Source organism: Streptomyces sp. Edi2, from assembly GCF_040253635.1.
Classification (GTDB): domain Bacteria; phylum Actinomycetota; class Actinomycetes; order Streptomycetales; family Streptomycetaceae; genus Streptomyces.
The window spans coordinates 1,032,776-1,059,491 of the sequence record NZ_JBEJGX010000003.1; the positions used below are offsets into that span (position 1 = coordinate 1,032,776).

General features: G+C 69.6%; 18 protein-coding genes. 12 read left to right on the forward strand and 6 right to left on the reverse strand.

Annotation, left to right across the window (positions count from 1 at the left end; translation table 11 throughout):
- Positions 1-100 precede the first annotated feature (100 nt).
- The gene (locus tag ABR737_RS08000; protein ID WP_350249484.1) at positions 101-760 is read right to left on the reverse strand and encodes a TetR/AcrR family transcriptional regulator; all 660 of its coding nucleotides are present in this window, start codon (positions 758-760) and stop codon (positions 101-103) included.
- 196 nt (positions 761-956) lie between these two features.
- Between ABR737_RS08000 and ABR737_RS08005 the strand changes: the two genes are divergently transcribed.
- From ABR737_RS08005 to ABR737_RS08015, 3 genes are all read left to right on the forward strand, one after another.
- Entirely contained in the window at positions 957-2,441 is a 1,485-nt protein-coding gene (locus ABR737_RS08005) for a DHA2 family efflux MFS transporter permease subunit (protein ID WP_350249485.1), read from the forward strand.
- A gap of 212 nt (positions 2,442-2,653) precedes the next feature.
- Complete coding sequence (locus ABR737_RS08010; protein WP_350249486.1) at positions 2,654-3,184, forward strand: EF-hand domain-containing protein; 531 nt, start codon at positions 2,654-2,656, stop codon at positions 3,182-3,184.
- Positions 3,185-3,418: 234 nt separating this feature from the next.
- A complete protein-coding gene (locus ABR737_RS08015; RefSeq protein WP_350249487.1) occupies positions 3,419-5,062 on the forward strand; it encodes an acyl-CoA dehydrogenase family protein in 1,644 nt (547 codons plus the stop codon).
- Between the two features lie 136 nt (positions 5,063-5,198).
- Here ABR737_RS08015 and ABR737_RS08020 read toward each other — a convergent pair whose 3' ends face one another.
- The 3 genes from ABR737_RS08020 to ABR737_RS08030 form a co-directional block, all read right to left on the reverse strand.
- A complete protein-coding gene (locus ABR737_RS08020) occupies positions 5,199-5,888 on the reverse strand; it encodes a M24 family metallopeptidase (protein WP_350249488.1) in 690 nt (229 codons plus the stop codon).
- A gap of 1,441 nt (positions 5,889-7,329) precedes the next feature.
- Positions 7,330-8,544: an RNA polymerase sigma factor gene (locus ABR737_RS08025; protein ID WP_350249489.1), complete on the reverse strand. Its 1,215-nt coding sequence runs from the start codon at positions 8,542-8,544 to the stop codon at positions 7,330-7,332.
- 7 nt (positions 8,545-8,551) lie between these two features.
- Positions 8,552-8,959, reverse strand: coding sequence for a YciI family protein (locus ABR737_RS08030; RefSeq protein WP_350249490.1), 408 nt, complete (start codon positions 8,957-8,959; stop codon positions 8,552-8,554).
- Positions 8,960-9,704: 745 nt separating this feature from the next.
- Between ABR737_RS08030 and ABR737_RS08035 the strand changes: the two genes are divergently transcribed.
- Genes ABR737_RS08035 through ABR737_RS08050 form a run of 4 tightly spaced genes read left to right on the forward strand, consistent with a single transcriptional unit; the run spans position 9,705 to position 12,670 of the window.
- The gene (locus tag ABR737_RS08035) at positions 9,705-10,076 is read left to right on the forward strand and encodes a WXG100 family type VII secretion target (RefSeq protein WP_350249491.1); all 372 of its coding nucleotides are present in this window, start codon (positions 9,705-9,707) and stop codon (positions 10,074-10,076) included.
- Between the two features lie 58 nt (positions 10,077-10,134).
- Positions 10,135-11,733 carry a C39 family peptidase gene (locus ABR737_RS08040; protein WP_350249492.1) on the forward strand — a complete coding sequence of 533 codons (1,599 nt, stop codon included), beginning with the start codon at positions 10,135-10,137 and terminating at the stop codon, positions 11,731-11,733.
- An 8-nt stretch (positions 11,734-11,741) separates the two neighbouring features.
- Positions 11,742-12,239, forward strand: a complete 498-nt coding sequence (locus ABR737_RS08045) for a protease inhibitor I42 family protein (RefSeq protein WP_350249493.1) — start codon at positions 11,742-11,744, stop codon at positions 12,237-12,239.
- A 17-nt stretch (positions 12,240-12,256) separates the two neighbouring features.
- Entirely contained in the window at positions 12,257-12,670 is a 414-nt protein-coding gene (locus ABR737_RS08050) for a hypothetical protein (RefSeq protein WP_350249494.1), read from the forward strand.
- A gap of 15 nt (positions 12,671-12,685) precedes the next feature.
- Here the strand turns inward: ABR737_RS08050 and ABR737_RS08055 are convergent, their stop codons facing one another.
- Entirely contained in the window at positions 12,686-13,717 is a 1,032-nt protein-coding gene (locus tag ABR737_RS08055) for a DMT family transporter (protein WP_350256714.1), read from the reverse strand.
- 274 nt (positions 13,718-13,991) lie between these two features.
- Between ABR737_RS08055 and ABR737_RS08060 the strand changes: the two genes are divergently transcribed.
- Positions 13,992-14,912, forward strand: a complete 921-nt coding sequence (locus ABR737_RS08060) for a LysR family transcriptional regulator (RefSeq protein ID WP_350249495.1) — start codon at positions 13,992-13,994, stop codon at positions 14,910-14,912.
- A gap of 144 nt (positions 14,913-15,056) precedes the next feature.
- Here the strand turns inward: ABR737_RS08060 and ABR737_RS08065 are convergent, their stop codons facing one another.
- Positions 15,057-15,980: an SDR family oxidoreductase gene (locus tag ABR737_RS08065; protein WP_350249496.1), complete on the reverse strand. Its 924-nt coding sequence runs from the start codon at positions 15,978-15,980 to the stop codon at positions 15,057-15,059.
- A 428-nt stretch (positions 15,981-16,408) separates the two neighbouring features.
- Between ABR737_RS08065 and ABR737_RS08070 the strand changes: the two genes are divergently transcribed.
- From ABR737_RS08070 to ABR737_RS08085, 4 genes are all read left to right on the forward strand, one after another.
- Positions 16,409-18,391 carry a hypothetical protein gene (locus tag ABR737_RS08070; RefSeq protein WP_350249497.1) on the forward strand — a complete coding sequence of 661 codons (1,983 nt, stop codon included), beginning with the start codon at positions 16,409-16,411 and terminating at the stop codon, positions 18,389-18,391.
- 36 nt (positions 18,392-18,427) lie between these two features.
- Positions 18,428-19,975 (forward strand): ABC transporter substrate-binding protein, encoded by a 1,548-nt coding sequence (locus tag ABR737_RS08075; RefSeq protein ID WP_350249498.1) that lies wholly within the window; start codon positions 18,428-18,430, stop codon positions 19,973-19,975.
- A gap of 123 nt (positions 19,976-20,098) precedes the next feature.
- Positions 20,099-20,479: a hypothetical protein gene (locus ABR737_RS08080; protein WP_350249499.1), complete on the forward strand. Its 381-nt coding sequence runs from the start codon at positions 20,099-20,101 to the stop codon at positions 20,477-20,479.
- A gap of 493 nt (positions 20,480-20,972) precedes the next feature.
- Complete coding sequence (locus ABR737_RS08085; RefSeq protein ID WP_350256715.1) at positions 20,973-26,657, forward strand: toxin glutamine deamidase domain-containing protein; 5,685 nt, start codon at positions 20,973-20,975, stop codon at positions 26,655-26,657.
- Positions 26,658-26,716: the final 59 nt, after the last annotated feature.

A 26,716-nucleotide genomic window follows, 5' to 3' on the forward strand; every position in this document is an offset into this window, starting at 1 on the left:
TGCGGCGCAGGACGGGCGTCAGCGGTACGACGCGGTGGGGGCACTCGCCCCCGCACGGGACAGGCAGGCAGCCGACTCGGCCCGTGGAGCGGGTGCCGCCCTACTCGTCAATGGCGGACGGCCGGGCGCCATACTCGGCGGACGACTGAGCGCCGTACTCAGCGGACGGCCGAGTGCCGCACTCAGCGGACGGCCGGCCGCCGTACTCAGCGGCCTCCCGCACCGGCAGGCCCCGCAGCAGGCTGTCCAGGAAGAGGTCGAACCGAAGCGGCGCGTCGCCGAGAAGCCGCTGCTCCTGCGCGCCGAGCCAGGTGACGAGCACGGTTCCGAACACGTACCAGCTCTGCTCGGCCGACTCCGGGTCCGCGCCGCCCGCACGGAACGCAGCGACAACGGCGTCCCGCATCTTGAAGAAGCCGCGGGTGTGCCGGTGGGGGCGGGAGATGCGGGTGGCGTAGCCGGGAGTGGCAAGGAACTCGTCGTGTGCGGCCCAGGCGAGGCGCCCCAGCCACGCACGCCAATTGCCCGGCGTGGGTGCATCGGTGGGGACGATGCGGTCGATCAACGTCTCACTGATCAGGTCGATGACGCCTTCCCGCCCCGGAACCCAGCGGTAGAGGGCGGAGTGCGAGACCCCGAGGCGGGCCGCCAACTGCCGCATGGACAGCGACTCCAGGTCGCCGGACGCGAGCGCGGCCGCCACGATCGCGCCCCTGCTCAGTCGCGCGGGCGGGCCGGGCCGCTTGCCAGGACCAGTCATGCTCCGGACCTTACCGACCCGCCGGGGGCTCCCGCTGACGGCCACCCCTGTCGGTGACGGCCCCCCGTCCGCGACCGCTCCCCACGCAGTAGTGACCAACGGTCTCTATTGGGTTAGTCTCACCTAACTTGGCGACTCGGCTCGCCGAACTCACCTCTGCTTCTCCGGTTTCCTCATGCCGAAAGGAGGGAGTGCTGTGTCCGTACGCACGGAACAGGACGCGCGCCCCCGGAACGGAACGACCAGGCGCCCCGCGAGGGCCGCCGCACCTCCCGGGCTGCTCCTGCTGCTCGCCTGCGGCGCAATGTTCCTGGTCGTCCTCGACGCCACGATCGTCTCCGTCGCCCTGCCCGCCGTCGGGTCCGAACTCGGCTTCGGCGGTGCGGGACTGGGCTGGGTGGTGAACGCCTACACCCTGACCTTCGCCGGTTTCCTACTGCTCGGCGGGCGGTTAGCCGACCTCTTCGGCACCCGCCTGCTGCTGGTGACGGGTCTTGTGATCTTCACCCTCGGCAATGTGTGGTCCGGCCTGGCCGGCGGTCCGGCCCCGTTGGTGACCGCCCGCGCCCTGCAGGGCATCGGCGGGGCGCTCCTGATGCCCGCGACGCTGACCGTTGTGCACCAGGCGTACCGCGACCCCGTACGGCGTGCCCGCGCACTGAGCCTGTGGAGCATGGTGGGCGCGGTCGGCGCCGCCGCCGGAACGGTGTCGGGCGGGGCTCTCACCGATGCGCTCGGCTGGCGCGCGGTGTTCTGGGTCAAGGTCCCCCTGGGTCTCGCCATCGCTGTGGCCGGATGGCTGGTGCTGCCCCGCCGGGCAGCCTCCACCGGGCCGGGCACCGGGCGCCGTCACGTCGACCTGCTCGGGGCGCTCCTGGTGACGGCCGGTCTCGCCGCCCTCATCTACGGCGTCGTGGCGGTGCGCGCACCCGGCACGCGGGGGGCGGCGTTCGCCGGCCTGGGCGGCGGCGTGGCGCTGCTCGCGCTCTTCCTCGTCCATCAGGGCCGCTGGGCTCGCGAACCCCTCGTACCGCTGCGTATCTTCACCTACCGCTCGGTCAGCAGCGCCAACGCGGTCGTCTTCGGTCTGGGCGTCGCCTACCTCGCCAGCCCCGTACTGCTCGCGCTCTATCTGCAACAGGTGCTCCACTACAGCCCCACCCGCGCGGGGTTCGGCTTCCTGCCGACCGCCTTCGCCGTCATGATCGGCGCTCACCTGGCCGGGCGCCTGACCCCGCGCTGGGGCACCCGCCGCACCGCTGCCGTGGGAACGGCCGTCGCAGCCGCCGGCTTCCTGTGGCTGTCGGGCATCGGGGCCCACAGCGCATTCCTGGTGGACATCGCGCCGCCTGCGCTGCTGTTCGGCCTCGGCGCCGGAGTGGCATTCACGCCCATCACCGTGGCGGCCACCAGCGGTATCGACCCCTCGATGACCGGGCTCGCCTCGGGCCTGCTCAACACGACCCGACAGGTGGCCACGGCACTCGGCATCGCCGTGCTCACCACCCTCGCCGAGGCCCGCGGCGGCGCCCCCGGCTTTGCCCTGGCCTTCGCGGTGGCTGCGGCACTGGCCCTCCTCGCCTCCCTCGCCGCCGCGCTGTGGATGCCGCCCCGCGTCGAAACTCCGCACTCCCCACAAACCCCGGACTCCTCGCACTCCCCGGACTCCCCAGTCGCTTGAGCCCGGTTTCCCCTGCAGCCGTGGAAGGACGGCACGGCCGCCTTGGGGGGTGCTATTCCACCCGCCCCGAGCGGAGGAAATCATTCGGAAACGACGTCAAGTACGACAGCCGCACTTCACCCGAACGAGGTCCCCACAGCGGATGGATTCACCCGATCGCCCCCCGTATTCTCGAACCCGCTTCGGGTGAACTACCGGAATGGGAGAGCCACGTGGGCGCACTACTGGATCAGAAGTACGAAAAGCTCTTCTCCTTGCTGGACACCAACGGCGACGGGGTGATCGCCGAAAACGACTTCGAGCTGATGGCCGGCCGAGTACTGACCGCCACCGACGAGGAACGCACGGAAAAGGGCGAGAAGTACGCCGACGAGATGAGGAACTACTGGCGGGCGCTGCGTGATACCGCCGACGCCGACGGCGACGGCCGGATCAGCAAGGACGAGTTCCACCAGGCCCTGCACCAGGTGAGCAACACTTTCGACACGCTGGTCGGACCGCTCTACCAGGCCGGTTTCCACCTCGCCGACAGGGATGACGACGGCCTGGTCGGCAGGGAGGACTTCGTCACGGTCCTCGCCGCCATCGGCGTCCGGGCCCCCGAGGCCGGGGCATCCTTCGACCGGCTCACCGAGCAGAGCGGACAGCTGACGAAGAACCAGCTGATGGCCGCCGCCACCCAGTACTACTGCAATGAGGACCCGGCCGACACCGCAAGTCATCTGCTCTTCGGCGCACTGTGAGGTAATCCCACATTGGACCTGATCGCGGTGGCGGAAACGGGCACGTGCACTACGGCGGACACCACAGCCGCCCCGGTGAACCGAGTGCAGATGCTGAACGATGTGCTCTTCGACGGGCGTTTCGACGATCTGCACAAGCCATGGACGATACTTTTCCGCCGGGAAATTTTCCGCTACCGCGACGGGTTGTCATCTTCAGAACGTACCGACCTCGCTTATGAGCGTTTACGGGTCGTGAACGAAGAAATCGACGACGTCGAGGACTTGGTCAGCGCAACTGACCAACTGGTTTCACTGCACGAATGGCTGGGAGTGGTCGACGGCACGCTGACCACTCTGGCGACCATCCACTACAACCTGTTCCTGGGCAGCCTCCTCCGCCTCGACCCGCGACGCACGGTGGACCTCACACCGTTCACCCGGCTGCGGCGGTACGGCACCGTGCTGATCACCGAACTCGGCTACGGAAACAACGCGGCCGAGTTGGAGACCACGGCGACCTACCAGCCGGAAACCGACACCTTTGTGCTGCACACCCCTTCGCGCGGCGCCCAGAAGTTCATGCCCAACACCGGCCCCGCCGGCGGACCCAAGAGCGGCCTGGTCGCCGCCCGGCTGACCGTCCGCGACCAGGATTGCGGCGTGTTCCTGTTCCTCGTTCCGCTGCGCGACGAACACGGGCCGCTGCCCGGCATCCGGGTGCGCCCGCTCCCCCAGACACCCGGGTCCGCGGTGGATCACGCCATCACCTCGTTCGACCGGGTCGTGCTCCCGCGTACGGCGCTGCTGGCCGGCGACCACGGGGACCTGACCACGGAGGGGGCCTTCCACAGCGCGCTCGGCAGCCGGCGGCGCCGGTTCCTGCGGTCCATCCAGCGCGTCACCACGGGCAAACTCTGCCTGAGCGCGGGTGCCCTGGCCGGAGCCCGGGCGGGTCTCACCATCGCCGTACGGTATGCCCACCGCCGGCACACCTTCGCCCCGGCGAGCAGGTCCGGCGTCCCGGTCTTTGCCTACCGCTGCCACCAGACGAGGCTGCTCGGGGCCGTGGCCCGCGCCTACGCGGCGACGTTCCTGCTGCGCGAGACCACCCGCAGCTGCGCGGACGCGGACGCCGCCGAACGGGCCGACGCGGAGGTTCTGGTCGCCGCGGCGAAAGGCTGGATCACGTGGCAGGCCAGGGACATCGTGATCGAGTGCCGGGAACGCTGCGGGGCTCAGGGGCTGCTGTCGACCAACCGGATCGTCGATCTGCTGACGCCGATCGAGAGCACCATCACCGCCGAAGGCGACAACCTGGTCATCTGGACGAAGGCCGGCGCCGACATGCTGATCGGGCGCGGCTACCGCCCTCCCCCGGCCCCCGCGGTACGCACCGGCGCGCTGACCGACTGCGCCGTCCTGTTCGACTTGCTCGTGCGGCACGAGCTGTACTGCTTCCGGTACGCCCGCGGCCGGCTCAGCCGCCCCGGCGCCGACCCGATGGACCGCTGGAACCACGCGGTGAACCCGGCCCTGGACCTCGTGGGCGCGTATGCCACCCGGCGCGCCGCCCAGGCATTCCTGGCCGCCGCGGGCCGCGTCGGCGACACCGCCACGCGCAGCCTGCTCGCGCAGGTCTTCCCACTGTTCGCGCTGCAACATCTCGCGCCCCACGCAGGGTTGCTGCTGGCGGACGGCCACCTCACCGCCGAGGCGGCCCGGGATCTGGCCCCCGCCGTCGACCGCGTCAGCGCCGCACTGGCCCCCCACGCGCTCACCCTCGTGGAGGCCTTCGCCGTTCCGGACGCCATTCTCCAGGCCCCCATCGCCACCGACGGCTACGACGCCGCCTACGACGACCCGGCGGGACCCTGGCAGCAGGCACCGTCCCTCTGAACCTGAACCTGAACCTGAATCTGGGGTGGCCCGGTCTCGCCCTTCCCGTCCTTCCTGTCCTTCCCGCCCCTCGTTCCGGGGAGCGCTATCGGCCGTGAGCGGAGCGTCCACCGGGGCCCGGCCCGCAGGCGGCGCGTCAGCCGAGGTCCAGCAACTGCTCGTAGAAGCCGCCGATTTCCCGTTCCCTGTCGATGAGGTGGATCTCCAGGATCCAGTGGCAGTGCCGGCCTGACTTGTCGGTCCGCCGCATCGGGGTGTCGTTGGCCGGGGTGATGTAGGACTCGGTGTCGGCGCCGTCGATCTTCTCGTGCGGGAATTCTCCGACCAGGTGGCCCGCGTGCCACCCTCCCAGGGCCCAGCCGGCTTCGACAGCAAGGTCCTCGACCCGCTCGTACAGCTGCTTGCCGGTGATGTCCGGGGCGGCCTCGAAGGCTTGGCGCCCGGCCGCGAAGATCTTGGGCAGGTCGTCGCGCAGGCGGTGTTTGACGGGGTCGTCGCCCAGGACGTAAGTGCGGCCGAAGTCGGCTTCGTACTCCTCGAAGATCGGGCCGAAGTCGGCGAAGGCGATGTCGTCGGCACCGATGGTGCGGTCCGGCGGGTTCTCCCGGTACGGGTGGAGGGTGTGGGGTCCGGAGCGGATGATCCGTTTGTGCCAGTGGCGGGTGGTGCCGAACATCTCGTTTGCCAGGTCACGGACACGGTCACTGACCGCGCGCTCGCTCTCGCCGGGGGCCACCAGGCCGCGGGCCGCGATCTCGTGGAACAGCGCCTCGGCCTTGGCCTGGGCCTCCAGCAGCCGCTCGGCGCGTACGGATTCATTCGCCATGCGACAAAACCCTAAGGGCTGTGCCGTCCTCCCTGCTGGACCGGCACACAGCGGCAGGCTGCCCTCCGGGCACGCGAAGGCTTCGATGGCTCGCCGACGGGGACGGAAGGCCAGGGACGACCACCGCCTGGGGGTCAGGCCGGCTCCCCCGCCAGTGAGTAGGCCCGGTGAGTGGGCCCGCCTCCCCCCAACTCCCGCAGCACGTCGGGCAGATCAGTTAGCCGCTCTCAACTGCCGCATAAGGGGGAAACCTGCCCTTTCCCTTCCTGATGGCAAGGGTCTTTGCCTGCGCGACGACCAGCGCCGGACTGCGTCGCCCCCTGCGGCGCCCCCACCGCGAGACCGCCGCAAGTGGATCTTGTGCTTTAGAACCAAAGGCGAACGCCCCTTTTGGATCTCTGCATAACAGGCTCCTGCAGGGGACTGTCTTTGCATGAGCGATTACACGAATTACATCCGAACTCCCTTGTGGTCTATGCCACTTTCGATGAGTGACTTGAGCCACATCGCCATCCCAGTCAGTTCGTGAACAGGGAATATCACCGCTTGTAACCAACCCTTCACGGCGATCGACTTGGCGTGCCGCTCGAAATACCCCGGCCGCCAGGGCAAGATGGAGGCATTGACCGCTCGGTCGGTGACGTAGATCACTAAATACCTGAAGTGCTTGCGCTTCGGATTGAGCGAAAACCAAGAAGGGCCCTGCCTCCTAGGCGCCAACCCGGCGGAGACAGGACCCGGCTGCAGCGGCCTCGGCTCACCAGCCGAGGCCACACTGCTCAGTGGAGATGCTGAAAGGCCTCCCGCAGGAACTTCAATGCCGCAAAGAGCGGACCGAACCAGCGGACCTTCCGAAAATGGCCTTCCCACGTGCAGCGCCTGCAGCAGCAACCATCCGGGCAAGCGCCCATCGGCCACCACCTCCAATCCAGGGCCGGACTGTCGCAGCCCCGCGGGAGCCGCGAGCTGAAGCCCCATTGGCTGGAGGTAAGGCATCACATTAGCCGGGCCCACCGTCATACACCGTCCCCCATGCCCTCGCCCCGCCTTCCACGACGCCCCGAATCGGGCACCGAGGGCCGCCAGTTCATCCGGCCGCGCCATACTGGCCGCCCGCTTTGCGCCTCGGACCTGCAGGCTCGCTTTTACCGGCGGGTAGTACCGGGTGCCAGTTCCCCACGCTCAAGTTGTCTAAATCACACGGAAACCGCGCTCCCGTGATAGGGAAGCGCGGCCACTGGGGTGCGACATCCGGCCACTCCCACACTGCTCCGTACCGGCGGGAGTCCTCATTCCGTATCAACGGGCGGGCCTTCGCTCCGTATTGCCTGGCGGACCCTCGCTCCGTACCGCCGGGCGGGCGGTCAAGTCGGGGAAGGTCACAGCCACATGGGCAACTGCCGTGTCGGGCGGACTGTCTTGGTGGGGCGAGCGTGAGCCGTCATGGGCCTCGGCGGGCGTTGAGCCGGGCGGCCTGGCGCGTCAAGTGGTCGCGCTCGGCGAGGTTGGGTGCCTGGGCGGCCGCCTCGGCGTACAGCCGTGCCGCCGTCGCCAGGTCGCCGTCGCGCTCGTGGAGGTACGCCGCCACCGCGGCGTAACGGGGCACGGGGTGTCCCCTGCTGGAAGTGCCGGGGGAGGAGTCGTCCAGCTCCGCGAGTGCCGCCAGGCCGGCGCGCGGTCCGTCGGCCTCGCCGACGGCCACCGCGCGGTTGAGTCGGACGACCGGGCTGTCGGTCAGGCGCGCGAGCTCGTCGTACCACTCGACGATCTGCACCCAGTCGGTCTCCTCTGCGGTGGGGGCGTCGGCGTGGAGTGCCGCGATGGCGGCCTGGGCCTGGAACTCACCCAGCCGGTCGCGGGCGAGGGCCGCCTGCAGGATCCCGATGCCCTCGGCGATCAACCCGGTGTCCCACCGGCCGCGGTCCTGTTCGGCGAGCGGCACCAGGCTGCCGTCGGGCGCGGTCCGGGCGGCGCGCCGGGCGTGGTGGAGCAGCATGAGGGCGAGCAGCCCCGCCACCTCGGGGTGGTCGACCTGGGCCGCGAGTTGCCGGGTGAGCCGGATGGCCTCGGCGGCGAGGTCGATGTCGCCGGAGTAGCCCTCGTTGAAGACCAAGTAGAGGACGCGGAGCACGGTGGCGACGTCGCCGGGCCGGTCGAACCTTCCCCGAGCCCCCGGCTTCGCTCGCGCAGGGGATACCCCCGTGCCGGAGACGGTGCGCTTGGCCCGGCTGATGCGCTGCGCCATGGTCGCCTCGGGCACCAGATAGGCCTGGGCGATCTGGCGGGTGGTCAGCCCGCCGACGGCGCGCAGGGTCAGGGCAACCGCGGAGGACGGCGACAGTGACGGGTGGGCACACAGGAAGTAGAGCTGGAGCGTGTCGTCCACCGCGGGCACGGGGCCGGGCGCCGGCTCCTCGTCGAAGCGGTCTTCGCGCCGGCGGCGGGCGGCCTCGGCGCGGGTCGCGTCGAGGAACCGGCGCCAGGCCACGGTGACCAGCCAGCCCTTCGGGTCCCGGGGCGGATCGGCCGGCCAGACGCGGATCGCCTCGACCAGCGCGTCCTGCACGGCGTCCTCGGCCGCCGCGAAGTCGGCTCCGCGGCGGACGAGGATCCCGAGCACGCTCGGTGTGAGGCTCCGGAGCAGGACCTCGTTCACCTCAGGGTCACTCCGTGATGGTGGGGGGCGCGGTCAGGAACGGACGCACTTCGAGCCACTCGTGGATCGGCTTCCCGCCCGCCCCGGGGGCGGCCGACAGCTCCCCGGCCAGCTCGACGGCGCGCTCATAGCTGTCGACGTCGATCACCATCCAGCCGGCGATGAGGTCCTTGGTCTCGGCGAACGGACCGTCGGTGACCGGCGGGCGCCCCTCGCCGTCGTACCGGACCCACGTCCCCTCGGGGGCGAGCGCCTGACCGCCGACGAACTCGCCGGTCCCCTCGAGCCGGTCCGCGAAGTCCTGCATGTACTGCATGTGGGCCGAGATCTCCTCCGGCGTCCACCGGTCCATGGGTACATCGTTCACCGCAGCCGGAGCGCCGCGGTAGTGCTTGAGCAGCAGGTACTTGGCCATCGTGATTCTCCTCGGTGCTGGTGCGGCCCATTGTGGTCGCATTCACTGCAGGGACGGAGCCGGTCACGGGTTCTCGACATCGCGGGCCACATTTTTTTCGCTCTCGTAGAGGAGCCCGGGTGAGCCGTCCAGGGGGTGTCTCCCCGATCTCGGTGGAAGTGCAGGTGGAAGCACGGGGGCGGGACCTCGCCGACGGCATCGTGCAGGCAAGATCAGGTTGCGGGGGGGCAGGGAGGACTCCGGGTACGGTCCGCGAGCGGACGCTCACCGTCCCGGATTGCGGTTGCCGCGGCATGGGCGGTCCCCTCGTGCGGGTCGCATAGGTCGTACGCGTCGCACGGGTCGGCCGCGGTGAGCGTCACCAGGGCGAGGGGCGCGGTCACGCTCACCCACCGGCCGCTGCGCACACCTGCCGCCCCGGCCGGCGCCTGCTGATCGGGGCCGCCGGTCCGGACCGGTCCGGGCAGGGTCGCCTCTGGCGGCTGTTCGCTCTTCATCCGAGCGCTCCGCACCTGTCCGTGTCAGGGGATTCCTGCATTTTCTTCGATCCCTCTCCCCAAGAACCGCCGGACGGCGGCCCCCTGGCCTGCGGCGCGTCTGCGCCATCGGGCAGTGGCTCTGCCGACCGGCTCATCCGATCACACGGTTACGATGATCTCCGCTGCGGCACCATGTCAGGGGCATGCCGCCCCTTTGGCGTGCCACGTCAAGGCGGGCACCACAGAACAGAACACACGGGGGATCGATGGCCGGCAATTCCGGATATCACGTGCAACAGGGCGGCATGGACGCCGAGGCGAAGAAGCTCGACTCGGCGGGAGACGACACCGGCGACATCAAGGCCGCCATAGCCGACGCGGTCTGCTTCGACGACGACATGCTCGGCGGCTCCGATTCCGGCCCCGCCTACCGGTCGTTCTCCACCGCCTGGCAGCAGGAAGCGAAGACCCTCGAAAGCGCGCTCCACGAGCTCGCCGACAAGGTCCGGGCGTCCAAGGGCAACTATGACCAGGCCGACCATGAGGTCATCTCCCAGGTCGGCGGTGCGGCGGGCGCGGGGAACCCGTCATGGACGACCAGGCCGGCCCCCGTGACCGACCGGTCCCCCTTCGGCTGAGCCGGCCTGAGCCTTCCGCCCGACGACAACTTCGCACACAAAGGTCTGTTCACACCCCATGGCCGAGCAGGGATCCACCACAGAGCGTCGCGCCAAGCTGGAGGAGTGCTACAAGCGACTCCTCGACTGCGACGACAAGAACGACATGATCGCCGAGATCAACACCGCCCTCGCCGTCCCGGCCCCGGTGGGCTCCCCCGGCACGCTCGAACTGCTGGGCAAGCGCTATCGCACCCAGTCGAAGTCCGCGGATGAGGTGACCCACAAGGTCGACCAGGTGGCCACGTCCGGTCTGCCGGAGGTCTGGGTGGGGAAGGCCGGTGTGTCGGCGACCGAGGTCGTCCAGGCCGCCGCCCGTGCCGCCCAGCAGATGTCCGAGGCCCTGCAGAAGGGCGGAAACGCGCTGCTGTCCCTGAGCGACGCGGTCGGCGACGCCCAGAAGCTGGACGAGACCGGCCGGGGCCAGTTGCGGGAGGCGCTGTCCATTCTCGGTTCCGAGGACGGGTTCTTCGACAACATGGTGGACACCGACGAGGAGGAGGACGCGATCTGGCGGGCCGGCACGGTCGCCACCGCCGGTGTCGAGAAGATGCGCTCCGCGGCACGGTCCGTCGACGACGCGGGCCGCGCGGCCGCCCGTGACCTCAACAAGTTCGCCTCCGAGGCACGGGCCGGCAAGATGCAGACGACCGGCCTCTCCGCGGCCGATAAACTCGCCCTGGCCGACACCGCGGGCCCCGGCGGCCCGGCGGAGATGAACGAGCTGCTCAGCGCGAACGACCTCGAACGCTCCGGCCGGTACATGGAGAAGATGAACGCCCACGACCGTGCCGCGTTCGACAAGATGCTGGCCGACTCCAAGTCGCCGCAGGAACGCGCCTACCTGGTCAAGGCGTTGGCCGCAGGGTACGACCTCGACGAAGTATCGGATTTCCGCGGAAAGATCCACGGCAAGGACCCGGCCTGGCTCCAGCGTCACCTCACCCCGGTGACCACCGCCGCGGACAGCATGAACGACGAGGGCCGCGCCAAGGACGGCAGGAACAACAACACCGACGACCAGGCCTTCAACGGCGAACGGTGGTCGCAGGACGGAAACACCTGCGTGCCGTCCTCCACCGTGAGCGCACGGGCCATGGTCGACCCCGTCTACGCCCTCGGACTGACCGGCGGTCCCTCGGGCCAGGAGGACGACCCCGACGCCTTCCGCGACCGCCTGGGCGACGAACAGCAGCGGGTGCACGACGAGGGCGACGGGAACTACGACTACGACTTCCCGTTCTCCCGGCACCCCGACGGCATGGACAACGACGGCAAGACCACCGTTGTCGACAAGGAGATCAGCCCGCACACGGGTGCGTCGTACGACTTCCAGGAGACCAAGAGCGCCGATGCCCGGCGCGATGTGCTGCCGGACATCGAGAAGTCCGTGGCCGACGGCAAGCCGGTGCCGATCGGCGTCGAGGGGTACAAGGACGGTGACCGCAGCGGCCACGCGATGATGATCATCGGCCAGGAGGGCGACAAGCTCCAGGTCTACAACCCCTGGGGCACCACCACCTGGGTCAGTGAGGACGACTTCGTCAACGGCCACATGGACAAGGCCTCCGACAACCGCATGCCCGACGCCTACGCCGTCCACCTGCCCGCCGACTGAAGCGACCCATGATGCGCACACACCTGACGAACGCCGCCCTTCGCCGGGGACTCGTACCGGCACTCACCACGCTCACCGCCCTCGCCGCGCTCACCGGATGCGGTCTCATCGGTCCCGCCACGTACGACACGGACGAGACCGCCATCGAGGCCGACTCCGGCGAGGAGTTCACGCTGTCCGTGCCCTCCAACGCCTCGCTCGGCGAACGCTGGTACGTGGCCGAGCCCAAGCCCGCCGCCGATGTGCTGCGCGCGACAGGCGAGGACCAGAAGAACTCGGGGAGCGACGCGGACGGGGCCGGCGACGGCAGCCAGCTCTTCCGGTTCAAGGCCGTCGGCCGCGGAAGCGCCAAGATCCGGCTGATCCACTGCCCCGTGCACGCCTGCATCGACAAGGGTGAGGACTCCGCCACGGCTTCTCCGCCCCCGTCCCCGTCCCCCGGCTCCACGGCCGCACCGGCACAGGTTCGTCCGACCTACCACACCTACACCGTCACCGTGAAGTGACCGATTCCGAGACAGGTATGCATCCCACCCCTCCCCCAGGCAAGACCGACGACGAACTCGCGACGCTCGATGTCGCGGCGCTGCTGCGCTACGGCATCGGATTCGGCGGCTCGCACCGCACCACGCTCTTCGGGGACGGCGCGGTGAGCGCCGCCGTCGTACTCGACCGGCAGGGCGTCCTTCCGCGGGCGGTCGCCTTCCTCGCCGCAGTCGTCCGCAGCGGCGGGACCGGCTACGCCGCGACGCTCCCCGAGCCGGTGCCGGGCGACGCCGCGTCCCAACTGGTGCGTGGCTGGCTGCAGTCGGCCGCGCCCCTGGTGCGTACCGTGGACGGCGACCAGGACGTCGCCCGGTGGCTGGAGTCCGTCGCCGCCCTGATGGCGCTCCGGCTCACGTACCGGGCCAGGACCGCGGGGCCCGGCACCGGCTGAGCGGGCGACGGCCGCCTACCTACCTTCGGGCTCCGCCGGAGCGACGGGCTCCGCCGGGACGACAGGCCGAGCCGGGGCGACAGGCCGAGCCGGGACAACGGGCTGCGCCGGAGCGACGGGCTGTGCAGCCACTCGGCTCCGTGGCGCGGCTTCCGGGGCCGGGCGCTGCATCTTCCCCGTCTTCCCCCGCATCCGCGACACCGCGACGCCGGACAGGCAGAGAAGGCCGCCGCAGAGCGTCAGCAGGCCGGGCACCTCACCGAGGAACAGCCAGGACAGGAAGACGACGAGCACCGGCACCGCGTAGGTCGTGGTGCCCATCTTCCCGACGGTCGTCCGCGACACCGCGTAGGCCCACGTGGTGAACGCAAGGGCCGTCGGGAAGATGCCCAGGTACACGATCTGCAGCGTGGCCGCCACAGGAGCCCGGCTCACCTGCGACACCAACTGCCCGGCGAACGGCAGACAGGCCACCGCCCCGGAGAGCGCACCGAACGTCGTCACCTGCATCGGTGTGGCGTGCTTCAGCGTCGGCTTCTGCAGCACCACACCCACCGCGTTCGCCAGCGCCGCGAACAAGCACAGCAGTACGCCGACGAGAGACGACTGTCCCCCGCCGGACAGGGACAGCCCGACCACCACGGCCCCGGTGAACGACACCGCCATGCCCGCCAGCAGCTTGCGCGGGAAGCCCTCCTTGAGCAGCCATCCGCCCAACAGCGCCATCAGAATCGGCCCGATATTGATGACCAGGGCGGCTGTTCCGGCATCCACGTGCTGCTCGCCCGAGTTCAACGCCACCATGTACGCGCCGAACCACAGGACCCCCGAGGCCACGATGCCGGGCCAGGCCTCGCGCGGCGGGAATCCACCGCCCCGAACGAGCAGCAGGACACTCAGCACAACGGACGCCACCAGCAGCCTGCCCAGGGCAAGCGCACCCGGCCCGAAATCCGCGGCGCAGTTGCGGATCACGATGAATGCCGAGGCCCACAGCAGCACGGTGACCAGGGCCGCCGCGACCGCTCGGCCGTCCAGCCCGCCCACGGAGCCGGCCTCGCAGCTCCCTGTCGTTATTTCCCTCTGTCGGCTCACGATGTGCCCTCCCGGATTCTCTTTACGCTCACCCTGAAATATCCAGGCGGATACGATGCCGAACTCCGGGACGAGCCGGCGCGGAAACCGCCACCGCTAAAGCAACATGTACGGGCTTCACGACAATTACTCCTGGGGAAGCGCTTCTTCGGGAAGTTCCATCACAACAGCCGCCGTCCGAAAGGGCCAGCGAAGTTTGCTGAAGGTGGGGTATTAGCATCGCTTCATGTTCGACCTCAATCGCCTGCGTGCGCTGCGCGCCGTGGCCACGCACGGCTCGGTGACGGGCGCGGCCGCCGCTCTGGGCTACACGCCGTCCGCCGTCTCCCAGCAGATCGCCAAGCTGGAGCGCGAGACCGGCTCCCCACTGCTCGACCGGCAGGGCGGCAAGGTCGGGCTCACGCCCGCGGCCTGGCTGCTCGCCGAGGCGACGGACGAGGTCATGGCGGTGCTGGAGCAAGCCCGCTCGCGCCTGGAGGAAGAGCGCGACCAGCCCACCGGTCAGCTGGTGCTGGCCACGTTCCCCACCGCCTGCCGGGGCTTCGTCGCCGCCTCGCTCGCCGATCTCGCCGGGCGCCACCGCGCCCTGGACTGCCGGCTGGTGGAGTGTGACCCCAACGTCGCCATCAGCCTTGTCGTACGGGGTGAGGCGGATCTTGCGGTCGTGCACGACTGGCACAACACCCCCCTGACGCTTCCCGCCTCGCTGTCCGTCACCGAGCTGGGTGAGGACATCGCCGACGTGATCCTGCCCGAAGGGCACCCGCTCGCCGACCGGGAGAGCGTGACCCCGTACGACCTGCGAGGGGAACGCTGGATCGGGCACGGCCCAGGGGCCATGTGCCATGAGTGGCTGGTGCGTTCCTTCTCCGATCTCGGCATCGAACCGGACCTCGCCTACAAGGTCGGAGAGTTCGAGTCGCAAATAGCGTTACTGGCGGCGGGGTTGGGCGTCGCCATGCTGCCCCGGCTCGGCCGCGGCGCCCTGCCTCCCACCGTCCGTGTCGTCCCGATGCACCCCGCGCCCTCCCGCAAGCTGTCGGCCGTCTGGCGCTCCCAGGCCGACCGCAGGCCCGCGGTTCACGCGGCCTTGGCGGCGCTGCGGGGGCGCCGGCCGGGCGCGGATGCCATCCCCACGCGGGCCTGATGCGGGAGCACAACCCGGCACCTGCCGTCTCTTTGGCACACCAGTCACACCCGATGACTCACACCCGATGACTCATGCCCGATGACTCATGCCCGATGACTCATGCCCGAGGTCTAGCGTCTGAGGACTCAGGTGCCCGAGGCCTCACGGACGGCGGTGTGCTGCGTCGCCGCGGCCACCGGGGCCCAGGAGTCCGGTCGCCTCGAAGGGGGTGCGGGCAGCCAGCCGGGGAAGCTCCCGCCGTGAGAGCCGGGTGACGACGGCCGGCAGGGCGGCACGTACCACCTGTGCCGCCCGGAGCCAGGCCGGTACGTAGACGGCAACGGCACGGCGTTCCACGGCGGTGACCATCCGGGCGGCGACCCACTCGGCCGGGTAGACCTTCCTCGCGGGCAAAGGCATGTGGGCGCGGAGTTCGCGCAGCACAGGGTGCTGGTCCGCGTCCCGGATCATGTCGGTGTCGGTCCAGTTCAGATAGGCGATTCCGACGCCCACGCGGTGCGAGGCGAATTCGGCACGCAGCGAGTGCGCGAAGGATTCCACCCCGGCCTTGGAAGCGCAGTAGGCGCTCATCAGGGGCGCGGCTCCGATGGAGGCCGTTGAGGCGATCTGCAGGAAGTATCCGTGTGCGGCGAGCAGGTCCGGCAGGAAGGAGCGCGCGGTGATCGCACTGCCGGTCAGGTTGACCTCGATCACCCGGCGCCAGGTTGCCGGATCGGACTCGGCGAAGGGCCCGCCCTCGGCGATCCCGGCGTTCGCGACGACGACGGACACCGGTCCCAGGCGGTCGTGGACCTCCTGTGCCACCTGCCGCATGGCGTCGTCGTCGGTGACATCGACCGCCCAGCAGCACGCTGTTACCGGAAGGGACGACGCCACGCGGCGCAGCGTCGCTTCCTCCCGCCCCAGCAGGGCCACCCGCGCTCCTCGCCGGGCCAGCTCGCGGGCGATTTCCTTTCCCAGACCGCGGGCCGCTCCGGTCACCACCGCGGTGCGTCCGTGCAGCGCATGCGGTCGCCGCGAGCCGGCCCTCGCACGCGGTCGCGGTGAGCGCGGTGAGCACGACATCGAGATCTCCCCACTCCGGACGACGATCGGTCGGGCTCCTTTCACGGTAGGCGCGTCGGGGCACCGGCGCGCGCCACGCAGCGGGCCGCCCGTGGTGCTCGGACCGCGCATCCGCCGGGCATCCCGTCCGGCTCCCCCGGGCGCCGTTCGACTCCGCCGGCCATCCCGTCCGGCCCCACCGGCCACGCACTCGGTTCCGCACCATGGTCGTCCCGTCCGGCGGACCGCTTTTCGGTACCTTGCGCGAACGGGTGGCACGTTGTGCGTACGCGTGCCAACCTTCTGTAATCATCGGCGGCTGCCGTTGCCGTCGCTGACGTCGCAGCGGCTGTCATCCCAGTCGCCGGCTGCACAGTCGCCGGCTGCGGACCCGCTGTCCGCACCGTCGCTGTCTTCACGGGGGGCCGAACAGCGTGAAGGAACGTCCGTTGGGGATACAGGGCATCGAGGCCCTGTACGAGGAGTGCCGCAGCCGGCTGCAAGACGGCAGAGACGCCGCCGGCGGGCGCGGGCTTCCCACCGTCGTCCTTGTCGGACCGCGTGGCAGCGGCAAGACCACCACCCTGAACTGGCTCGGCTACCTCGGTTCACGACGCCCGCACGCGTACTTCGACTTCGGCTCCGCCACGCCCCGCAGGCCCCATGAGGTCGCCGGCCGTCTGGCGTACGGGCTGTCGCACCGCTTTCCCCGGCAGACCCCCCTGGTCTTCCCGCGGCTGACGCTGGGCCTGGCCGTGGTGGCCCCCGAGCTGTCGCTGGACGCGACGGATCCCGAGCGGGCCAAGAAGCAGCTCCGCCAGGCGCTGCGCGGCCCCCAGGAGCCCAACGCCGCAGGTGACCGGGTCGCCGCGGTGGCCGGGTTGCTGCAGGACCTCAACCTGGTTCGGATCCCCGGCGTCAGCCTGCTGGCCAGCCTCATCCGGCAGCCGCCCAGCATGCCGCTGCGGGTGACCCGGCACACCGGATTCGCCTGGTACGCCGGTCCGTTGGCCGCCCTGGACGCGCTGGTCGAACTCAACCAGCTGAGCAAGAGCGAGGAGCCGGCGGACCGGGCCACGGCGGACCGGCGGCTGTGCGAGGCGTTCCTGGCCGATCTGCGCGGTGAGTACGCGCGCCGCCAACGCGACCGCAACTGCGTCGTGCTGCTGGACAACATCGATGCTCCCGGCGGGCGCGAATTCCTGGACCTGCTCATGGAGCTCCGGGACGCCAGCGGGCAACCGGATCCGCTCCTGACCGTGGCCGCGGCGTCGAACGTCGGCCGGGTGCCGGCGATGTTCGCCGCCGGCCCGGCAGGGGTGCGGCTCCGGCCCCCCGAGCAGGCCGGCTACGCCGACTGGGAAGCGGCCATCCCGGACCCGCCGCCGAACCGGTCCTGGCGCTGGTACTGCGTTCAGCTGCGCGGCCTGACCGCCGGCGAGACCGCCCAGCTCGGCACGAACATCGCCGCGCGGCTTCCGGAGGCCCCACTGCTCGCCCACCGGTTGACCGACGGACATCCGTGGAGCGTCCGGCAACTGCTCACCGCCTCGGCGCGCCTCGTGGGCCGCGAGGATCCGGAGAGGCTGCTGCGCGCGGTGCTCTCCGGCACCACGCCGTCCGCGGAAGGCGCCGACGAAGGACCGCTGCTGGAAGAGGAGGCGCGGCAGTACCTGCTGCGCGACCTGACCGACGACCAGCACCGTGCGCTCGTCGAGTGCTGTGCCGCCCGTGAGTTCGATGCCGCATGCGACGCGGGACTCCTCGACCGCTTCCAGTTGCACACCCGCGATTCGCTGGCCCGGGTGGTCGCGACCAGATTGTGGCTGACCGATCCGGTCCCCCAGGATGCCGAGGCCCGCGGTGGCCGGGGCAGCGGATATCTGGAAGGCATCCATCCGCACCCGTTACGCGGCAGCTCCGTCCTGCATCCGTGGCTGCGCCTGCTGCTGTTGCAGGAGCTGGCCGTCCGCCCGGACCGCTGGACGGCCGTCCACGGACAGTTGCGCACCTGGCACGCCCATCACGGCCACCCGCTGGAAGTGCTGTACCACTCCCTGGCGCTGCACCGGCTGGACGACGTCATCGAGCATCTCGCCCGGCGTCTGGCCGAACTCTCCGACACGGACGTCTGGTTGTACGAGCTGTACACGATCACCGCCGCACCACTGCGCGAACCGGTGCTACCGGAGCAGCCCGCCACGCTGCGTCTGGAGCAGTTGGCCGCCGATCTCGCACCCCGCTCGTTCGCCGAGCACACGCCCCTGACCCTGCTGGTCGTCGGGCTGTGGCTGGCGTCCGATCCGCGCAACCGGCTGCCCGGCACGAATCCCGAGCTCAACCGGACCATCAACGCGATGCTCCAGGACCTTGCCATGCGCTCCGTCCCCCGCCGGATCGGGCTCATGCACGAGGCCGCGAAGTACGTGTGAGCACACCGCAGCACCCCGTCTCTAGGAGCCGGCACCATGCATCTGACCCCGCAACCCGCCGACGCACTCCCCCCGTGGTGGAAGGGGTGGCGAGGAATCGCCGCCCTCGTCCTCGCGCTGGCGCTGATAGCCGGCGGGCTCTGGTTCCTGTGGCCGGTGGCGGAGGACACCAGCTGCGCGGCGGACCAGCCGGGGCTGCACTGGGACGGCACCGGCCCGCAGCGGGAGTGTGTGGGGATCACGGATGAGAAGGCCTTCGCCTTCGACCCCCGTCTCAAGGGGATCACCGACCGGATCGCCCAGGAGAACCAACGCGTCCGCGCCCAGTGGGAGAAGCCCGCCTCCGGAAAGAGCCGTCTGCCCTACGTCAAGGTCGGTGTCCTGATGCCGATGACGGAGAGCGACACCAGCGCGCTGCCCCTCGCGGAGATCCGCTCGAGCCTGGAGGGCGTCTTCATCGCGCAGTGCCGGGCGAATGCCTGCCCCGAACTGTCCACGACCAGCTCCACCGGTATCCAGGGCAAGACACCGCTGATCCAGCTCGTCCTGGCCCATGAGGGCCGTAATGAGACGCATTGGAAGCCGGTGGTCCGGCAATTGGCCGACCTGGCCGACGACGAGCATCCCCTGGTCGCCGTCACCGGCATGGGCGTCAGCGTCCCGGAGACCCAGGCAGCGGCCACCGAACTCAGCCGGCTGAAGATCCCCGCGATCGGTGCGGTCCTGACCGCCACCGACCTCAACTCACCACGTCTGTTCAAGGTGTCACCGTCCAACGTCGACTACGCCAAGGCGCTCCGCCGGTATCTGGACCACTCTCCGCTGGCGAGGCACCGCGGCTACCTCGTCTTCGACAGCAGGGACGACAACTACGTGAAGACCATGCGCAAGGCGTTCGACGAGGAGTTCAGCGACTACATCGGCCGGCGGCGCGCCTCATTCGTCGGCACGACCGGCCACAACCCCGCGGGTATCCCCCGGCTCTTCTACAACGCCGTCAACAACATCTGCTTGACCAAGGCGCAAGTGATCTTCTATGCCGGGCGCGACCGCGATCTCGCCGATCTCGTCCGTGCCCTGTCCACCCGCAGCCAGTGCGGTCACGATGCGCCGATCACGGTGATGACCGGGGCCACCGGGGCGTTCGCGCAGGGACAGCAGGTGCAGAGCCTGCTCAGGGACAACAAGATCACCATTCTGAACGTCTCGGCGACGAGTCCCGCCCAGTGGGTCCGCGGCGTCCATGCCCCGTCCGGCTTCAAACCCTTCCACCAAGCCCTGCGGGACCTGCAGTTCCCCGACTCGGTGATGGACGACGGATACGCGATCATGCACCATGACGCCGTGCTGACCGCGATCTGGGCCACCCGCAATGTCACCGGCCAGACCGGCAAGGAAGCGCCCGACGTCCAGGACGTGTACAACGAAATCACCAATCTGCATGACGCGAGCACCGTCCCCGCGGCCGGCGGCGAGCTCAGCTTCGACGACGCTTCCCACGGCTGGCCGCACAACAAGCCGATTCCCGTCATCCGGCTGCCCGAGCCCCTCAAGGACCCCGGCCCGCCCTACCTGGTGCCGTGACCTGGGCCGGAGCAAGGGAGCGCGACCCCGTAATCCGCGACCTCGTGAGACGGCGTCAACTTCGGTGGTTAAACTTTCCATTACCGACGCGGCGGTGGCGGCGTCCAGGGCAAGGGGAGCTCGATGGGTGACGGACTCAAGGCGGACATCGGGTCGTTGCGTACGGGTGGCACCGACTTCCACCGGATCGGCAAGGACTACCAGGCTCTCGTCAACACGCTGCAGAGTGGTCTTACCTCCCTCGAAGGCCAGGACACGCCGCCGTGGGGTGACGACGACCTGGGGGAGAAGTTCGGCGTCGTCTACGAGGGTCTGCGGGACGGCATGTACGAGTCGATGGGCCACCTGGCGTCGAAGCTCCAGGAAATCGGCGGCGGACTGCAGAACATGGCCAAGAACCACGAGGCCGACGAAGACTTCAACGAGTCCATGATGAAGCAGCATGTCGCGAACGAAGAAGCGGAGAGCCGGCTGATCGCCCAGGTCAAGCGGCCCAGCGTTTAGGGTCGCCGGCTTCCGGCCTCCGGCCCGGTTTACCGACGGGTCTCCTCGTCACTGTTGCCGGGCATTGTTGTGCTCAGGCTCGGTTCCAGTTCCAGTTCCAGTTCCAGTTCCAGTTCCAGTTCCAGTTCCAGTTCCTTTCCGGTTTCAGTTCCTTTTCTAGTTCCGGTGCGGTTTCGACTCCGGTGCGGTTTCGGCTTTGGGGCCGTTTCGTTCTGGCTCCGGCTCAGTTTCCGTTCTGGCTCCTACTCCCTTTCCTGATCTGGCGCGGTTTCTGTTCTCGCTCGGCTCCTGCTCTGCCTCGATGACGCCGTCCTGACTTACACCGACAGTCCTTGATCCGTACGTACCCGAACCGCCTTACGTACCCAAGCCTCCGTACGTAACAAGCCGCCGTACATGCCCAACCTCCCTGCATGACCAAGCCGCCGTACGTAACCAAACCTCCGTACGCACCCGAGTCACATCAGCCAAGGGGAACGCCGCCGTGTCGTTGATGCTGCCGGACGCACTTGAGTGGGTCCTGGAAATGCTGGGGTTCAACTGGCCCACGGCGGACGAAGACAAGTTGATGGACTCCGCCCAGAAGTGGCGGGACTTCGCGTCCGGGGTGGAAGATCTCCACTTCCAGGGCGTCAAGGCGGCCGGCGATGTGACGTCGCAGAATTCCGGCGACTCCATCGACGGTTTCCACACCACATGGGAGAAATTCGCGGGCGGCTCGGGCTACTTCGCCGACGCCCGTAGTGCCGCGAATGCCATCGCCACCGCTCTCGACGCCGCGGCCGGACTCGTCATCGGGATGAAAGTCGCGGTGATCACGCAGTTGGCGATCCTCGCCGCGGAAATCATCGCGGCTCAAGCAGCAGCACCCTTCACCTTCGGGTTGTCCGAGGCAGCGGCCGTGGCGGCGACCGCCGCGACCCGGGCAATCGCGCGGAAGATCATCAAGGAGGTCGCCAAGCAACTGCTCGACGCGGCTCTGGAGACGGCAAAGGAACCCGCCGTCTCGGCGCTGCAGGCCATGATCTCGGACGTCATCGCGCAGTCCGTGAACATGAACTTCGATGCGCAGAACGGCTTCGACGTCGGCCGTACGGTGAAGAAGGGCGCCGAGGAGGGCGTCAACGCACTCAAGAACTCCGGCCAGACGTTCGCCGAGTCGCTGCGTGACGGTGCGGGCGCCAAGGCCGGGCATCACGTACGCAACGGGATGGAATCGGCGGCGGGGCACGGCTCCGACGCGGATTCCGGGCACGATTCCGCCCCAGATACGGGCGGAGAGTCCGGTAAGGGGTTGTCCGGGGGTAACGGCAGTGAGACCAGTAGCGGTGCCGACAGCGGTGGTTCGGGGGCGGACTCCTCTTCTGGGGGATCCTCGTCCTCCTCGGCTTCGTCCTCCTCGGGGGCGTCGGGCAACGCTTCCGGGGGTGCTCGGGGTGACGCTCCGGGTGGTGACGGGTCGTCCAGTGGTGGCGCTTCACATCGTGGCGGTTCGGGCGGCGACAACTCCGGTGGCGACACCGGTGTCTCGGCCAACTCGGCCTCCAGTAACCCTGGTTCTCCGTCCACCGCTCACGGCGGCCCCGCTCCCGATGGCGGTCATTCCCCGGACGGCGGCGGTCGGTCCGGACCTTCGCATGCGGACTCCCCGTCTCCGGACCGGCTGACTCCGTTCGACGCGGGGTACCACGCATCGCAGAGCGGCGGCGACGCACCGTCGGGCTCTGCTGCCGACTCCACGCAGCCGTCGTCCACGCCGTCGACGTCTTCGTCCTCGTCCTCGTCCTCGGCGTCCCCGTTCTCGGCATCCTCGCCTTCGACCTCCCCCGACTTGGGCTCCTCCTCCCCCGACGCGGGCTCCTCCCCCGACGCCGGGCCGTCGCGGCCGGACTCCGGGACGGGGGCGGACTCCGGCGCGGGGCCATCCCCGGACCAGGATGCCCGTGCCGACGTGGGCGGTACGCCGGACGGCGGCTCGCCTCAGGGCAGCACCCCGGCCGCACCGGAGCCTGCGCACGCCGACGCCCCATCCCCCCAAGGGCCTGACACCACCTCCGATTCACAGCGGGACACCACACGGGACACGAGACCCGACACCGCACCCGACTCCACACGGGACCACACGCCTGCGCCCGATCGATCCCCGGACTCGGGAAACCGGCCGGAAGCGCACGTCCCCTCTCCCTCGCCCGCACCCGACAACACCCCCACATCGGCGGACTCCACCCCTTCGCCGGCGCAGAACCACAGCGGCAACAGCGGCAACAGCGGCGACAACGGAAACGGCGACAACGAGACCAGAGGCGGAAGCGGAAGCGACACCGGCACCGGCACCGGCACCGGCACCGGAAATGGGAGCGGAAGCCGGGTCGGGATGCCTTCGGCCGCCCCTATGCCTCATGCGGCTTCGTCGAGCCCCTCGCCCGCTTCCTCGTCGTACGGCTCGCCTCAGCAGCACAGTCCTCACCAGCCACACGATGACAGCGACGTCACCATGGAAAGGGACAGTGCGACCACCCTCGCGCCGCCCCCCTCCGCTGTGCCGAACACGTCGCAGTCCGCCGGCGATTCGTCCCCCTCCCAGACCCCGCCCACCCCCGCGGCTGCCACCGCGCCGCCCGGTGTGGCCACGGGCGGCGGCCCCGTGCCCACCCCAAGTGCCCCCGCCGGAACCCACGCTCCATCGGACACTCGGCCCACCCCTGCGCCCCCGCGCTCCACACCGGCCGATCACGGCACCCAGCACCGCGACACGCCCACCCGGGGCCCCCGCACCGCGCCCTACGGCGATCCGCGCAGTACTCCTCCGCGTCAGCGCCCGGGCACTCCCGACCAGGACTCGCGTCCCCGGCCAACGACTCCGCGCGCCAACCCGCCTCGTACCGAGCAGCCGCGCGGCAACGAATCGCCGCAGCACCAGACGCAGACTCCGCCACCGAGCACGTCGCCGGAGAACCACGGCGCCGGCCGGCACGCTCCGGAGCAAATCACCCCTGGTCCGCAGCCCCCGCGCAGCGACGTCACACCGCCCGCACCCGACCGCGGCACAGAGACCCCGGACACCCCGGAGACCCGTCCCACGGACCATCCGGCCCCCCACACGGACGGCAGCCACACACCTGACGCCGAGCAGCACCAGCAACAGCAACAGCAACTACCCGACGACGTCAAGGACGACAACAGCACCAGCGACGCCACTCGGCGGGACGATGCCGACCCCGAGGGCAAGGACTCGCCTCAGCCGGGCCCAAGCCCGGACGCGGACACAGACGCGGACGCAAACTCGGACGCGGGCCCAGAAGCGCACCCGAACCCAGACGCGGACGCGGCCCCAGAAACGGACCCGAACTCGGACGCGGGCACCGAGCTGCCCTCGGACACCGAGCCGTCCCCGGACTCCGAGCCGTCCCCGGACTCCGAGCCCCCTTCGGACGCCGAGCCCCACCCGCAGGACGACCGGCCCACCCTCGATGACATCCGCGCCGGAATCCAGGATGCCCCCGGCGGCCTGTTGCCGCCCGACACCGCGGACCAGCAAGCACTCGTCGACGCCATCCCCCGCAACGACGACGGCACTCCCCAACGCTTCCCCGATCCGTTCGGGGACTGGTCCCAGTTGCAGAACGACGGCGGTACGAACGTGCCGGGGCGGTCCAACAACTGCGCCGACTGCAGCCGTTCGTTCCTTGAGACCTGGTACGGAAACCCTCAGGTCTCGGCGCCCCGTACACCGGATCTCGCTGCGGACGGGACCCCGGACCTCTGGTCGCCGGAAGCAGACGCCAACGAGAACATCATCGGCTGGACCGGTGCGCCGCACTCGTATGCGGGCACCAGCCCCGACGGCCACGACGCGATCGCCCAGGACCTTCTGCAGGCCGGTCCGGGCTCGTCCGCGATTGTGCAGGTCAACTGGGACGGGGGCGGAGGCCACGCGTTCAACGCCGTCAACCACAACGGCCGCATTGTGTGGGTGGACACCCAGAGCGGTGAGGTGAGCGAGCAGCCGATCAACACCAAGGGCGCCACGGATGTTTTCTACATCCCGCTGGACGCCGATCGGAACCCGCTCCATCCCCCTCAGGATCCGGCATCCGACCCCGATCCATCACAGGAGTCGAACGCAGCGCAGGAGTCGGACGCGTCACAGAAGCCCAACCCGTCACAGGAGTCCGACCCGTCACACGAATCCGACCCGTCACAGAGCGACCACGCCACCTCTTACGCGAGCGATCCCGCCGACCACCCGGCCGGTGACGCCCCGCAAGAGTCCCGCGGGAACCACGACGTCAACGCGAGTGGCACCGTGCCCCACTCGCCCGCGGAGAGCACCCCGGACGCCGGCCCCGGCAGCTCCTCGGGCACGGACAACACCACAACACACGGTCACAGCCCAATCAACACGTCCCCGGCCCCGGACAACGGCCAGGGCGCCCAGGGCGGGCAAGACGGGCAGGACGGGCAGGACGGGCATGCCGATCACGCCGGCCTCGACGCCCACGACGCCCACGACGCCCACGACGCCCACGACGCCCACGACGCCCAAAGCCATCAGAAGCAGGACGGGCCGAACCCGGTACACGGGAACGATCCGGCACACGGGAACGGGCAGGAGAACAGGCCCGGGCAGGAGATCAGCCACGGCCGGGAGAACGGCCACGAGCAGTCGTCCACCCCCGAAGCTCCCGCTGGAAAGCGCAAGGCCAGCGATCCGCCCCCCACCGACAACCAGCAGTCCGGCTCGGGCGCCGGATCCTCGTCGGAGCACGGAAACAGCCACAAGAGGCCGCGAACGGACCCGGACCACGACGGACTCGCCGCCCTGAAACTGGACGATTCGCCATCGCCCCTACCGGCACCGTCGTCGCCGCCCTCGCCGTCGAAGAGCGATGACGACGCGATGGACGTCGACAAGAAGGAGCCTTACTCCGACCCGCACGACCGCGGGGACAGCGATACCTCCGAACAGGAACGGAGAGGCGATCGCACCCTCGACGCGGAGGCGGAGGGAGCCAAGGAGTACGGGATTCCGCCGGACAGGCTGCAGAACGAACTCCGGCGGGACCGGGACGTACACCGCGTCCCGCTCGACAACGTCCATGCCCACCTGGACAGTTGGGCCAAGGACGGGAATCTGGCGCAGGTTCTGCGTGCCTCGACCGGTGATGCCACTCCCTCGTCACCCGATGCCGGAAAGGGTCCGCGCGCATTCACTCAGAGCGACCTGGAGCAGCGGCTGCCCGGATTCAAGGACCTGGAGCGTGGTGAACGACTCGCGGTCGTTTCGTCCCTGGCCCGGCTCAGCGTCGGATTCCACGAGCGGCACGGTGTGGGAAAGAATCCGGAGAACGTCGACAAGCCGTACCGCAAGAAGGGCGAGGGTGACCCCAAGCCGGAGAGCCCGGACAGTGCGGCCAAGAACTCGGATGAATCGCTCGGTGTGCGGGGACACCGCAAGAGCAGCGACAAACTCCTCAACGGCCTCAAGCTCGGCACCATTCCCCCCAGCCTGAAGCACAACAGCCCCGACCTGACGGACCGCAACTATGCGGTGCTGGAGGTCGAGGGCCCGCCACCGGGACGCGAGACGCACTATGTCACCGACTCCTCGGTGCCCGTGGGTGAGAAGTACGTATCGGGCCGGCACTCGGAAAAGCATCTCGCCGAATGGCTCAAGCGGGTCAATCAGGGCGACGGAACCTATACTCCCAAGGCCGTCTATACGGAGCGTGAACCCTGTGGGATGGGACAGGGCCATGCGAAGTGCTCCACAGTGCTGCGGGACAAGACACTCGACGGCTCAAAGGTGTACTACAGCACGACCTATCGCACGGACCCGGCCGATGTCGCAGCGAAGAAGAAGCTCGACACGGAGAAGACCGTGGAGAAGAAGAAGGTCGACAAGATGACCGCGACCGATGTGCAGCAGAACATCGCCGACCGCATCAACGCACGTTCGGACAAGTCCGCCGAACGAGCCGCCAAGGAAATCGCGGCAGCACAGAAACTCAGCGAGGCGGACGCACGCAAGGAGCTCAAGAAGCTCATCGAGCGGGAATACAGCAAGCGGAAGGAAAATTCGACGACGGAGGAGAAGCAGGCCATGGTCCGGGAGATGGACCGGCACATCGAGCACCTGAATGCGACCTGGCAGAAGATCCAACCGAGCCTGAGGTGACGGGCCTCCCCGGCACCCGGTGCCGCGGCCCGTACCGGCGCAGAGGCGGCGAGCCACCC